The sequence below is a fragment of the Enterococcus sp. XAF26B05_ASV22 genome, from assembly GCF_056727285.1.
On sequence record NZ_CM161538.1, the window covers coordinates 2,705,806 to 2,718,830 of the forward strand.

Genomic DNA, 13,025 nt, shown 5'->3' on the forward strand with positions numbered 1-13,025 from the left:
TGAAACACAAAAATAGACTGTTATACTAAAGAAAAATTATTTAGACTTTTTTTTGTTTTTATTAATAACTTGTTGGACTTCAGAAGGATTTTTCACATTTTTCAGCTTTAACTTGGGATAATTTCTCACCCAGCGTTTTTGATTGTAGTTCAGATGTGTTACTAATTTTTTAATTGCTGGTGTTTCTTTAAACTCTTCCATCAAAGAATTTCTTTCCGTCGTTTTTGCTTGTTTTCGTTCATTAATTCCTTCTGAAACAGTCTCTTTTAGTTCAGAAAGGTTGGAAGAAAGCTCATCACGTTTTTCAGTCAATACAGTTTCTAGTTCTTGTTTGCGTTCTTCAATAGCTGTACTGATTTGAGCTGTAACTTTTTTGAATGCCTGCATGTTACCCAATGTGTAAATCAAATCTGTCATGATCAGAAGCAATAAGATTATTGGCAATAGGATACCAAATTTTTCAGATAAAAAGTCTTCGAATAGCATTACCTTGGGATGAATGACGCGTACAATCAGGACACAACTAATTCCCCAAAAGAGAGAAACAGGTAAAGCGACCCGACCATTTATATTCAGCGGTACATCTTTATAGTCCCACCAAGAAGCATGGAACATTTTTTCTAGGCCATAACTTGTGATGTATTCAAGAATCGTTACTAAAACTGTCGATAATAAGTACAAAATAACGATATTTTGTTTGAGCGGCTCTAAAAAGTAGAGAACCCCCAAAATACCAAAACCATAAATGGGACAATAAGGGCCTACTAAAAATCCTCGATATACAAATTTTCTAGCTTTCAATGAACAGTAAACTGTCTCCCACAGCCAACCGATAAATGAGTAGATGAAAAATAATAAAACGATCTTAATAAATTCATTCATGTGTCTTCTCCTTTAAATTAGCATTTATTCGTTATTGTAACAAATAACCATGGGTTAATGCGAGCAACTTTATTCTCAGTAGCAATTGATATACAATAGAAGAGAAAAATTATTTTTGTTCAGTGCTTTCTATTTATTCGTTCAGTTTTCTATCAGACTGGACGAGCCCGTTACACTTTTAAATTTAGGAGGAAAACCATGTTCAGTTTACTCATCTATGCGAAAAAATACCGCAAGCAAATCATTCTAGGCCCATTTTTTAAGTTTCTAGAAGCTTGTTTTGAGTTAGTTTTACCATTATTTATGGCTCGTTTAGTCGATCAAGGTATTCGAAATAATGACCGAAGTTATGTGATCCAAATGGCAGGTTGGATGCTGTTGATGTCCGTCATTGGATTAGTCTGTGTAATGATCTGTCAATACTATTCTTCTATTGCTTCACAAGGATTTGGAACAGAATTGAGAAATCAATTGATGAAAAAGATCAACCAGCTTTCCCACGCTGAATTAAACAGTTTTGGAACAGATACCTTGATTACACGGATGACAAATGATATTAATCAGCTACAGCTTGCTTTGGCGATGCTGATCCGCCTCGTGATTCGAGCTCCTTTTCTCAGTATCGGTTCCGTTATCATGGCTTTTTATATCAATGTACAGATGGGCCTTATTTTCCTACTGATGTTGCCAATTTTTTGCCTTATTCTTTATTTTATTATCAAAACAACTGTGCCTTTGTATAAAAAAGTTCAAGAAAAACTAGATCTGTTAAATCGACAAATCAGCCAAAATCTAAGTGGCGTTCGAGTCATTCGGGCCTTTGCCAGAAAACAAACAGAAGAAAAACATGTCAATGAGGTGACGGATGATCTTTCTTCAATCTATATTCGTGTTTCGAATATCTCGGCATTGTTGACTCCTGCTACTACTTTAGTAATGAACCTCGGCATTTTAGCTTTGCTCTATCTTGGTGGAATCAAAGTCGAAATCGGTGGATTACAGCAAGGTGAAGTGTTGGCTTTGATCAATTATATGAATCAGATGTTGCTTGCATTGATTGTTGTTTCAAATTTAGTTATCATTTTTACGCGTGCTTCAGCTTCTGCATCAAGAGTTCAGGAAGTATTAGCTGTTGAGCCAAGCATTCAAGCAACACAGCACGGTCTTTCGTCTGATGGTAACACAAAAGAAATCGTCTTTGATCATGTTTCTTTCCGTTACCAACCAACTGCTGGATTGGCTTTGAGAGATATTTCATTAAAAATTCCTAAAAATTCAATTCTGGGTATTACAGGACCGACTGGTGGCGGAAAGAGTACCTTGACTCAATTGATTCCTCGCTTTTATGATACTAGTGAAGGAAATTTATTTGTTGATGGAATCAACGTTCGTGATTGGTCTATAGAAAAACTACGCAAAAAAATCGCGATCACACCACAAACTGCGGTATTATTTACAGGTACAATTCGCGAAAACCTTCAATGGGGGAAAGAAAATGCGACCGATGAAGAATGTTGGCAAGCATTAGAAACCGCTCAATGCAAGGATTTTGTTGAAAACTTAAGTGATGGTTTAGATACAAAAGTATACGAAGGTGGGAAAAATTTTTCCGGTGGCCAAAAACAACGCTTAACCATTGCACGTGCTTTGATTCATAAACCGGACGTTTTGATTTTAGATGATTCGTTGAGTGCCTTAGACTATCAAACGGATTTAAATTTACGTACTGCATTACGAAGAGATTTAAAGGAAACGACGCTTATTATCATTTCACAGCGAATCAGTTCGATTCAACAAGCAGATCAAATTTTAGTATTAGCTAGTGGTCAACAAGTTGGGCTAGGAACCCACGAAGAATTATTACGTCAATCTAAAGCTTATCAAGAAATCGTCGCTTCACAAGAGGAGGAAACGAACGAATGACAACCAAAAAAACAACGACAAATTCATTTAATCGTTTCATGCCCTATTTACTCCGATACCCTAAGGAAATGATTGCGGCAGTTGTTCTAGGAATTCTTAGTGGATTAACCACCGTTTTGATGACTTATTACATGGGGAAATCTGTAGATACAATGATTGGAAAAGGCAATGTTGATTTTACGATTCTCTTGGGATTACTTGCTATGTTAGCTGGGATTTTGGTCATTACAGTGATCAGTCAATGGCTGATCCAACGTTTAGGTAATCGCGTGTCTTACCTCTCAGTGGCAGAACTACGAAAAGATGCTTTTGCTCATTTAAATCGTCTACCTTTAACTTATTATGATCAAACATCTCACGGAAATATTGTTAGTCGTTTTACAAATGATATGGATAACATATCTGTCGCCTGCTCAGCTGTTTTTAACCAATTATTTTCAGGGCTTTCTGTAGTAATCATTGCATTTTTCTTTATGCTCAAACTAAGTCCACTCCTTACAGCTGTTGTTCTGATTGCTACACCAATTATTTTTCTAGTCAATTGGATCGTTGCAAAATCGTCTCAGAAAAACTTTTCTGCTCAGCAAAAAATCGTGGGTGAAATTTCTGGTTACGTTTCTGAAATGGTTGGCAATCAAAAAATCGTCAAAGCATTTCAACAAGAAAATGTTGCCCAACAACGTTTTGAATCCTTGAATCAAGATTTGTATGTACGCGGGCAAAAAGCACAGTTCTCGTCTTCACTCACAAACCCACTTTCCCGTTTTATTGATCATCTAGCCTATCTATCGATTGGTCTTGTTGGTGGCTTGCTGTTATTAAGTGGGAATCAAGCAATTACGATTGGTATAATCTCTAGTTTTACCATTTATTCAAGTCAGTTTTCTAAACCGTTTATTGAGTTGTCAGGAATCACTACTCAAATTCAAACTGCATTGGCCGGATTAGATCGTACATTTGACATTATCAGTCAACCTGAAGAAAAACCAGATGGTGAACATGCACTTGTCCTAAATGATGTTACAGGCAAAGTCGTATTTGAACATGTAGATTTTGCTTATACCCCCTCAAAACCATTGATCCAAGATTTTAATTTAACTGCATTTCCTGGTGAAACAATTGCTATTGTAGGAAAAACAGGTGCTGGCAAATCAACCTTGGTTAATTTATTGATGCGTTTTTACGAAGTAGATCATGGACAAATTTTGATTGATAGTCATACAATCACGCAAGTGACAAGAGATAGTTTGCGTAAAAGCTTTGGGATGGTTTTGCAAGATACTTGGTTATTTGATAGCACGATCCGTGATAATCTGACTTATGGAAATCCTAAAGCAACCGAGGCTCAAATTGAAGTTGCGATGAAAAAAGCTTATATTTTTGATTTTGTCACTCGCTTACCTGAAGGATTAGATACTCTGATCGGTGCCAGTGGCATCAAAATTTCCGAAGGACAACGACAACTGATGACGATTGCTAGAACGATGATCAGTGATCCACCGATGCTGATTTTAGACGAAGCGACTAGCTCTGTTGATACTTTGACCGAAAAAAATATACAAGATGCCTTCTTACAAATGATGGATGGCCGCACAAGTTTTGTGATTGCTCACCGACTTTCTACTATTAAAAATGCAGATAAAATTTTAGTCATGGAGCAAGGTTCTGTGGTTGAGATTGGTAGTCACGATGAGTTGATCAATAAAACAGATGGTTATTATCACGCCTTGTATGAAGCGCAATTTAAAAATCAATTGTGATTCTTTTTATTAAAGAAAAAACCCTCAAACTTCCTTGGGATGTTGGAAAGTTGAGGGTTCTTTTTTTATTTTAAATTGGTCAATGATCTATTCAAAAGTTGTTTATAAGGAATTTTATTTCCTAAATAGTAAGTGGCTACTACTTGTATCGGGAAAAAGATAATATTCTTCACGATTCTAGGTGCCCACCAAGCAAGGTTGGAAATATTCACACCGTACATCAAACCAAGCCACAAAGGCGTTAAAAACATGTGAATAATCAACGTAACAGATAATGTCGCCATGATTACTCGCTTCCATGTTAATTCCTTCTTGTAATAAAAGAATCCATAAATCGCACCAGAAATAAATGCATTCAGGGTAAACCCAGGAAAATAAGGACCTTTAGGAAATAATAACATGCCGACCGTATCCGCTATAGCACTGCCGATCCCTGTCCAAAACGGTCCAAACAGAATGGCCATCAGTGATTCCGGAATAAAGGTCAAACTAACTCGTAAAAACTGTGTTTCAAACGAAATAAACCGTGTAAAAACCACCATTAACGCAATCAGTAAACTCATCAGCGTAATGGTTCGTGTATCAATTTTTCTTTTCTTCATTTCTAGCATCTCCTCTAAGAGCTGCTACACAAAATATGCAGCGAATGCGAAAACAAAACCGCGAATATAGAAAAGTGAAACGAACTGGTCGTCTCTTTTGAAAATTAGGAAAGTAGTATTGAAACGCTTTTTGTTTCACTGATACTTTATCTATTTTCCTAAAGAGATGGTTCGTGCAACTATACCATAGAAAAGTAAAACGAACTGGTCTAGCTATTTCACTACTCTCATCTATTCTTCGTCCGAAAGGCAACATCCCATCCTTTCAGCACTTAACGCTTTATTTCCTACTCTGTTTTATTTAGGCCTAAGCCTAAACGAAATATAACATATTCCCTACCTTGCTGCAACTAACTTAGACGAAACATCATTAGAAAGACAATGGTTTATTGTCTAATGCATGAACGACATTTCTAAAGTCCGCAAAACCTGCTTGTAAGCCTCTTAATAAAATCTCTGCCGTACCGATGTTGGTTGCCAAAGGAATTTCATAAACATCACTCAAACGAATCAGTGCTGTTACGTCTGGTTCGTGAGGTTGTGCTGCTAATGGATCTCGCAAAAAAATGACCATGTCTAATTTATCTTCTGAAATCATTGCTCCGATTTGTTGATCTCCACCTAATGGTCCAGATTTAAAACGATGAACAGGCAACCCAGTAGCTTCAGAAATTTTCAAGCCAGTCGTTCCAGTCGCAAATAATTCGTGTTCTTTTAGTATTGGTTGATACGCTAAAGTCAATTTGACCATTAATTCTTTCTTTCGATCGTGTGCTATCAATGCAATTTTCATTCGTTATCCCTCAATTCAGTCTTTTTCTTATTATAACAAAATCTTCCAATATAGAGTTAAAGGAATGATTGCTACTTTGTCACTTTGACGAAGAAATTGACTCTTTCTTGTGCAACCTTACGTTGAGAATGTATAGCGCTTTCATTTATACTAAGGATACAATAAAAAGAGAAAAGAGTGACGAGAATGGTAGAAATGGCGTTAAAACATGTCTATAAAAAATATGATCATGCAGAAAATTACTCTGTAACAGATTTTAACTTAGAAATTGCAGACCGCGAATTTATTGTTTTTGTAGGCCCTTCAGGCTGTGGTAAATCAACTACGTTGCGAATGATTGCAGGACTTGAAGATATCACTGAAGGTGAACTTTCTATTGGTGGAAACGTAATGAACGATGTTGCGCCAAAAGATCGTGATATCGCAATGGTGTTCCAAAACTATGCCTTATATCCTCATATGACTGTCTTTGACAATATGGCCTTTGGCTTAAAACTACGTAAATATGATAAAGCGGAAATTAAAAAGCGTGTTGAAAACGCCGGAGAAATTTTAGGGTTGACTGATTATTTACATCGTAAACCAGCTGCTTTATCTGGCGGACAACGTCAACGTGTCGCTTTGGGTCGAGCAATCGTTCGGGATGCGAAAGTATTTTTAATGGACGAGCCTTTATCTAACTTAGATGCAAAATTACGCGTAGCCATGCGAGCCGAAATCGCCAAATTACACCGTCGACTAGAAACAACGACCGTTTACGTTACCCATGACCAAACAGAAGCTATGACTATGGCCGATCGTATCGTCATTATGAAAGACGGATTTATTCAACAAATCGGAACACCAAAAGAAGTCTACAATACACCAAATAATGTCTTTGTTGCTGGCTTTATCGGATCACCTGCCATGAACTTCTTTACGGTAACCTTAACTAATGGCGTCATACGTGACGGCCACGGATTAGAACTTATAATTCCGGAAGGAAAAAATAAATTATTAGTTGAAAAAGGCTATGAAGGTAAAACTGTTATCTTTGGCATTAGACCTGAAGATATTCACAGCGAACAGGTTGCCTTAGATACAATGAACAATGCTGTCGTTCGTTCTGAAGTCGTGGTGTCTGAATTATTAGGTGCTGAAACAATGCTCTATACAAGATTAGGTGATACAGAGTTTATTTCAAAAGTAGATGCGCGTGATTTTCATAAACCAGAAGAAATGGTCGACTTAGCATTCAATATCAACAAAGCTCACTTCTTCGATCCAGAAACTGAACAAGTGATTAAATTGCCTTAAATCGTTCAAAAAAGTGAAAAGGGTGTAAGGAAAAAATCAAATGTTTCTCTGACATCTTCCTTACACTCTTATTTTATAACCAATTAATGGCTATCTCATAGTTTCCTGTGCTACTCGAATTACGTTTGCATTTGATATAATAAGTTCCTGCATCTAAATCATACTCTAATTCTTCTGATTTCACTTCTTTTTCTGATCCGTTTAGATATAGATTTTCCTTTTTGACAGTTAGTTTATCTGCCGCATTAATAATTTCCAATTCCATTGATTGAAAATTAGCGGAAACCCGAACCTTCAATTTCCCTGATTGTGCAGCAGTGATTTTGAAATAGTGACAATCATCTTGCATTGAGAAAAACATATTTTTTGTATCACCAGAATTGACTTCCAAGGATTTCTCTAAGGTATCATTTTTTGTTTTTAATACACTATTACTAATCGTAAAATCTAATTTAATTTCATATTTGCCAGTATCCTTTTTTTTGTAGCGGACATAGTATGTTCCTGCTTCTAAATCAAACATTAATTCTTCTGTTTTTGGTTCTTTCATTGATGCTTCAGAATCATAAAAATTATTTGTTTTGATTTCTTTTCCATCTTGGTCGAGCAAAGCAAAATCAACTGCACCCATATACATTGTCGTGGTAACTTTTAGTGTACCAGCATTTTCTGCTAAAAATTTATAATAATCTAATTCATCTTCTTGTGTAAAATTAGCGCTTATTTCATTCCCATTTTTCAGTACAATCGCTGATTCCATATCATTATTTGGTTCTTTTTCATTCGATTCAAATGACACAAATGTTGCTTTCCATTCCATTTTTTCTTCTTGTTCTTTTTCCTGATACGTTTGATTTTCGGTTAAAACAATACTATAGGTATCGGCCGCTAAATCTAAATTAAGCGATTCGACTGTGGGCACACCGTTACTTTCATAAAGATTAAATGTTGTAATTTCTTTTCCAGATGTTTCGGACAATACTTTTCCAGAAATGCTTTTATTTTGAAAACGAAAATCGATCGTCAAATGACCTGTATCTGTGATTTTTATCTGATTATGTACAGAAAAATCGACTATCGGCTGCCAACCATCCGGCAATTGATTTTGAGTATAGTGGGTTTTCACTGACGACTCTTTTGAAGAAGTTGTTGTATCTTTGATGCTGACTGTCGAACTGTTGATTGTGCTATCCTTTTTTTGGGCAAGCTCTGGCTCTAAGCTACCAAATAAAATATAAGCACTCGTCCCCATTAATAATACTGCGCCTCCTAAAGGAGCAGCCCCCATTTTTTTCTTCCAGTAAACCCTTTAAACTGGATCCAACCATAAAAACAAATCAGACCTAACACAAGTGCAATAAGTGCAATCGTTTGTTTTTCAAATAACGCAAAAACAAAACTACCAATCAACCCAATAATTGATAATATCAAATTAAATTTTTCATATTTATTTTCCAAAAAATCCCTCCTATCAACTAGATAGTATAGTGCATTTCGAGGAATAAATAAATAACTTTAGGAATAAAATCGAATATTCTTTATCAAATGATCGGATATCCATATAAATCAAGTATCTATCATCCTTTATATGTTGAAAAAACGGTTTTTTTATAAAAAAGGATACAACTTGTTAGGTCATATCCTAGTCTCTTGGGGAAGAATCGTTATTTTTACTTGTTCCAGTTTTTTAGCCTGACTAAATACTGGAATATCAAATTGTTTGCTTAATGCATTTGCCACAAAATACGCAATGTTGTAGTCGACCAAACTATGAATTAGTCCACCGATGCCCATCAACAAAAAGATCGAGTACATATATCCTTGTGTGTAATACGTTTCCGGCATATTTCCCATCGTATAAAAAGCACTAACTACAGCTAATTCTGCAGCTGAATGTATTAAGCCAATCACAAAGTTAAACAGTTGAAAGCGACCGTTAAATAAACTAAATTTATTTTTAGTTAAAACGATTGTCGGATGTTTTTGTAAATACATCGCACCGATAAGAGCAAAAAGTAAATGAGAAAGTGCTCTTACTGCTATGATTGGTGTTGCTGACAGAAAGAAACCAAAGCCAGTACCTAAACTAACAGCAACTGCCACTCCTGGTGAAAAAAACATCGCTAAAAATACTGGTACATGACTAGCTAAAGTAAATGAAGCTGGCCCTATCGTGATTCTTGGCATAACCATAGGAATAATGATGCCCATTGCAACGAGTAAAGCTGATATCGTCAACTGTCTAACTGAATTCTTTTTCATGCTCTCCTCCGATGTGTCTTGACATATATAATAATCTTTATTTTAAGGGAGAAAAAGGTGCGTGTCAAGACACATCTGCTATTCAATTTAACGAAAGATGATTTATCTTGCGTTTTACTTCTTAAAATATGAAATAGAGTGTGATACAAAAGTAAACATCACTTTTGTATCACACCCTAAATACGACTAAACAACGGGAGCAGAAGCAATCACTACGCTTCGCTTCGATCACATCAAATTCTAAGTGCTAAAGCACTAAGATTTGAAGGCTTCGGAAATAAGCTGAAATTGCTGTAAAGCACAACAAGGAACGAGATGATGTCCCACAGTACCTACTTGGTCACCAAAACTAAAAAAACAATTTTCGTGAATTCTTTCTTATTTCTCGAGATTAAACGCTTCTGTCCCCGCTGTTATTTTCTTCTATTGTGTTTGATTTTACTTTAAAATAGGCCAATTATCTTTCCACTAGAATCAACATCGATTTTTTCATAAGCCGCTTTTTTCGGTAATCCTGGCATGGTCATCACTGTTCCTGTGTAAGCAACGATAAAGCCAGCACCCGCTGATATCTTGATATTACTGATTGTTATCGTAAAACCAGTTGGTCTCCCCAATTTCGTTTGATCATCTGAAAGTGAATATTGAGTCTTCGCCATACAAATTGGCAGATGAGCAAACCCTAATTTTTCTAGTTTGGCAATTTCTCTTTCAGCAATTGGTTCATAACGAACTGCATTTCCACCATATATTTTTTCTACAATCGCACTAATTTTTTCTTTAATTGGTAGTTCATCTGGATAAGCAAATGAAAAGTGATTGTCTTGATCTGCTAAACGAACGACTTCTCTCGCTAACTCTTCACCACCAGCACCGCCATGTTCCCAGACATCTGAAAGAACCACATTTACATTACGTTTTTGACATTCTTCTTTGACAAGATTCAATTCTGCCTCGGTATCCGTTGGGAATTTATTAATAGCAACAACGGTTGGTAGACCAAAAACGGTTGTTGTATTTTCGATGTGTTTTAAAAGATTCGGTAAGCCTTTTGTTAATGCAGCTACATTTTCAACCCCAAGCTGATCTTTTGAAACACCACCATGCATTTTTAGTGCGCGAACTGTTGCCACGACAACAACGGCTGAAGGTCGAATACCAGATTTTCGGCATTTGATATCGATAAATTTTTCCGCACCTAAATCAGCACCAAAGCCCCCTTCTGTCACTACGTAATCAGCTAATTTTCTAGCCGTCTTGGTTGCGATCACACTATTACACCCGTGAGCGATATTCGCAAATGGCCCACCATGGATCAAGGCTGGATTATTTTCTAAGGTTTGAACTAAATTAGGTTTGATTGCATCTTTCAGTAAAGCGGTCATTGCACCTTGCGCATTCAATTCTTTCGCTGTAACTGGTTGATTATCGTATGTGTAGCCAATAATGATATTCGCTAGGTTTTCTTTTAAGTCTTCAATATCATTGGACAAACACAAAATAGCCATGATTTCTGATGCAACAGTGATTTCAAACCCATCTTCTCTAGGAACACCATTAACGCGAGCACCTAAACCATCTACAATCTGTCTTAATTGTCGATCATTCATATCAACTGCTCGTTTCCAAGTGATTCGGCGATTATCAATGCCTAGTTCATTTCCTTGAAAAATGTGATTATCAATGATTGCTGCTAACAAGTTATTTGCTGCTCCAATTGCATGAAAATCCCCTGTAAAATGAAGGTTGATATCTTCCATTGGCACAACTTGAGCATAACCACCACCAGCAGCTCCTCCTTTTATCCCAAAAACTGGGCCCAAAGAAGGTTCTCTTAATGCAATGATCGTATTTTTTCCAATTCGATTCAACGCATCACCTAATCCGACAACGGTCGTTGTTTTTCCTTCACCAGCCGGTGTTGGCGTGATGGCTGTAACCAGGATCACTTTTCCTTCTTTAGTTGCGTCGATTTTTTCAACTTCGATTTTTGCTTTATATTTTCCATAAGACTCAAATTGTTCTTCATTTAAACCAATTTTTTCTGCTACTTTCGCAATAGGCAGCATTGTTGCTTCTTGTGCAATTTCAATATCTGATTTAACCACTTCTATCCCTCCAGTTCATAAGCTATTCCATATAAAAATATTATGAATTTTGTCCTTTTTTTAGCCAAGACATTGCTGTATCTGTGTAGACTTTCGCCCCTTCAACTAAAACAGATTCATCAAAAACAATCGCTGGATTATGAAGATTGATATTTTCTTCAGATGCGACTAATAAAACAGTCGTTGTTGGAATCAATTGACTGATTTCACCAAAATCCTCACTGCCCATAAGCGGTGTTGATGTCGGAATAGCTACGATCCGATCCGTCCCAAAAGTTTCAATCAGCGTTTCTTTGGCAAAGATCGTTAAATCTGGATCATTCACATTCGGCGTACAGCCATTAGTGAAAACAACTTCTGCTTCAGCACGAAACGCCTTAGCAATATTCTCAGCCATAACGGTCATTCGTTCTTTGACCTGCTCACGAACCTCTTCTTTTAAGGTTCTAAGAGTTCCTTTCATTACCGTTGTTTCTGGAATAATATTTGACGCACCCGGCGTACCTCCAGTAAATTCACCAATTGTCAGAACAAAGCGTTCTTCTGACCCAATTTCTCTTGCTGAAAGTTCTTGTAAGGCTGTGTAAATATGAACGGCTACGTTGATTGGATCGATCGCAGTCTCTGGTTGTGACCCATGTCCGCCTCGACCTTTAATGTTGATTTCAAACCAATCCGCACTAGCCATAAATGTCCCTGCTGGTGTTGGCATGATTTGTCCTGCCTTAAATCCTTTAAACGGGAAAACATGAATCATCATTCCAGCGTCTACTTTAGGATTTTCCAGTACATGATTTTTGATACACTCTTTTGAGCCTGAAAGAATTTCTTCCCCTGGTTGAAATAGTAATTTCACTTGACCTTCTAGCTCATCTTCAAATTCTTTTAATAACTTAGCGGCTCCAAGGAGCATTGTTGTATGCATATCATGACCGCATGCATGCATATAGCCATTTTCCGATTTAAAAGGCAAATCAGTCAATTCTTGGATAGGTAATGCATCCATATCACCACGTAATAAGAATGTTTTCCCACTCTTTTTGCCTGCAACTACCGTGACACCTGACTCTCCGCAAGCTTCTGGTTCATAGCCATATTCTGTTAATTTCTCTTTTACAAAAGCGACAGTGTTCGGCAATTCCATGCCAATTTCTGGATTTTGATGAAGATGTCGTCTAATGTGAATCAGCTCTTCTTCTAAGCTATCGGCGAAACGTTTTTGTTTTTCTGTTAGCATTATTTTTTCTCCTTTTCTTTTAAAATTAAGTGGTTCTTAATCCCTGTGTATAATCCACTGCTACAATCAAATTGAACAGATAAGAAACTTCTCCTCTTATAGTACCAAATATTTCAGACTTTTTTACCTATTTCTATTATTTTTTTTAGGATTGAACTATTT

At 36.6% G+C, this 13,025-nt stretch carries 11 protein-coding genes and 1 riboswitch; of the genes, 3 read left to right on the forward strand and 8 right to left on the reverse strand.

The genetic code is table 11. The features are described 5' to 3' along the window. Positions 1 to 36 precede the first annotated feature (36 nt). Positions 37 to 882, reverse strand: a complete 846-nt coding sequence (locus AC1PU0_RS13445; protein WP_206849631.1) for a putative ABC transporter permease — start codon at positions 880 to 882, stop codon at positions 37 to 39. A 198-nt stretch (positions 883 to 1,080) separates the two neighbouring features. Between AC1PU0_RS13445 and AC1PU0_RS13450 the strand changes: the two genes are divergently transcribed. Further along, on the forward strand, positions 1,081 to 2,805 hold the full coding sequence (locus AC1PU0_RS13450) for an ABC transporter ATP-binding protein (protein WP_206849630.1): 1,725 nt from the start codon (positions 1,081 to 1,083) through the stop codon (positions 2,803 to 2,805). After that, the gene (locus AC1PU0_RS13455) at positions 2,802 to 4,565 is read left to right on the forward strand and encodes an ABC transporter ATP-binding protein (protein ID WP_206849629.1); all 1,764 of its coding nucleotides are present in this window, start codon (positions 2,802 to 2,804) and stop codon (positions 4,563 to 4,565) included. The genes AC1PU0_RS13450 and AC1PU0_RS13455 overlap by 4 nt, the downstream gene beginning before the upstream one ends. Before the next feature lie 65 nt (positions 4,566 to 4,630). Here AC1PU0_RS13455 and AC1PU0_RS13460 read toward each other — a convergent pair whose 3' ends face one another. Further along, complete coding sequence (locus AC1PU0_RS13460; protein WP_083241783.1) at positions 4,631 to 5,167, reverse strand: folate family ECF transporter S component; 537 nt, start codon at positions 5,165 to 5,167, stop codon at positions 4,631 to 4,633. 161 nt (positions 5,168 to 5,328) lie between these two features. Continuing rightward, positions 5,329 to 5,464: riboswitch (THF riboswitch) on the reverse strand. 73 nt (positions 5,465 to 5,537) lie between these two features. After that, a complete protein-coding gene (gene mgsA / locus AC1PU0_RS13465) occupies positions 5,538 to 5,960 on the reverse strand; it encodes a methylglyoxal synthase (protein WP_069654448.1) in 423 nt (140 codons plus the stop codon). Between the two features lie 186 nt (positions 5,961 to 6,146). Here mgsA and AC1PU0_RS13470 point away from each other — a divergent pair, with 186 nt between their 5' ends. Further along, entirely contained in the window at positions 6,147 to 7,256 is a 1,110-nt protein-coding gene (locus AC1PU0_RS13470; RefSeq protein WP_206849628.1) for an ABC transporter ATP-binding protein, read from the forward strand. A gap of 73 nt (positions 7,257 to 7,329) precedes the next feature. Here AC1PU0_RS13470 and AC1PU0_RS13475 read toward each other — a convergent pair whose 3' ends face one another. The 5 genes from AC1PU0_RS13475 to AC1PU0_RS13495 all read right to left on the reverse strand — a co-directional run bounded on the left by AC1PU0_RS13475 (position 7,330) and on the right by AC1PU0_RS13495 (position 12,863). Beyond that, positions 7,330 to 8,544: a hypothetical protein gene (locus AC1PU0_RS13475; RefSeq protein ID WP_479998483.1), complete on the reverse strand. Its 1,215-nt coding sequence runs from the start codon at positions 8,542 to 8,544 to the stop codon at positions 7,330 to 7,332. Continuing rightward, positions 8,526 to 8,714: a hypothetical protein gene (locus tag AC1PU0_RS13480; RefSeq protein WP_479998484.1), complete on the reverse strand. Its 189-nt coding sequence runs from the start codon at positions 8,712 to 8,714 to the stop codon at positions 8,526 to 8,528. Before AC1PU0_RS13480 ends, AC1PU0_RS13475 begins: the two co-directional genes overlap by 19 nt. 177 nt (positions 8,715 to 8,891) lie before the next feature. Continuing rightward, complete coding sequence (locus AC1PU0_RS13485) at positions 8,892 to 9,518, reverse strand: hypothetical protein (protein ID WP_206835751.1); 627 nt, start codon at positions 9,516 to 9,518, stop codon at positions 8,892 to 8,894. A 443-nt stretch (positions 9,519 to 9,961) separates the two neighbouring features. Next, on the reverse strand, positions 9,962 to 11,626 hold the full coding sequence (locus AC1PU0_RS13490; RefSeq protein ID WP_206849626.1) for a formate--tetrahydrofolate ligase: 1,665 nt from the start codon (positions 11,624 to 11,626) through the stop codon (positions 9,962 to 9,964). Positions 11,627 to 11,666: 40 nt separating this feature from the next. Then, on the reverse strand, positions 11,667 to 12,863 hold the full coding sequence (locus AC1PU0_RS13495) for a M20 metallopeptidase family protein (RefSeq protein WP_206835746.1): 1,197 nt from the start codon (positions 12,861 to 12,863) through the stop codon (positions 11,667 to 11,669). Positions 12,864 to 13,025: the final 162 nt, after the last annotated feature.

Excerpts from the sequence above, each read along its gene's own strand:
- mgsA (WP_069654448.1), bottom strand. The coding sequence starts at position 5,960 with ATGAAAATTGCATTGATAGCACACGATCGAAAGAAAGAATTAATGGTC.
- AC1PU0_RS13445 (WP_206849631.1), bottom strand. The coding sequence starts at position 882 with ATGAATGAATTTATTAAGATCGTTTTATTATTTTTCATCTACTCATTT.
- AC1PU0_RS13450 (WP_206849630.1), top strand. The coding sequence starts at position 1,081 with ATGTTCAGTTTACTCATCTATGCGAAAAAATACCGCAAGCAAATCATT.
- AC1PU0_RS13460 (WP_083241783.1), bottom strand. The coding sequence starts at position 5,167 with ATGAAGAAAAGAAAAATTGATACACGAACCATTACGCTGATGAGTTTA.
- AC1PU0_RS13475 (WP_479998483.1), bottom strand. The coding sequence starts at position 8,544 with ATGGGGGCTGCTCCTTTAGGAGGCGCAGTATTATTAATGGGGACGAGT.
- AC1PU0_RS13455 (WP_206849629.1), top strand. The coding sequence starts at position 2,802 with ATGACAACCAAAAAAACAACGACAAATTCATTTAATCGTTTCATGCCC.
- AC1PU0_RS13485 (WP_206835751.1), bottom strand. The coding sequence starts at position 9,518 with ATGAAAAAGAATTCAGTTAGACAGTTGACGATATCAGCTTTACTCGTT.
- AC1PU0_RS13495 (WP_206835746.1), bottom strand. The coding sequence starts at position 12,863 with ATGCTAACAGAAAAACAAAAACGTTTCGCCGATAGCTTAGAAGAAGAG.
- AC1PU0_RS13470 (WP_206849628.1), top strand. The coding sequence starts at position 6,147 with ATGGTAGAAATGGCGTTAAAACATGTCTATAAAAAATATGATCATGCA.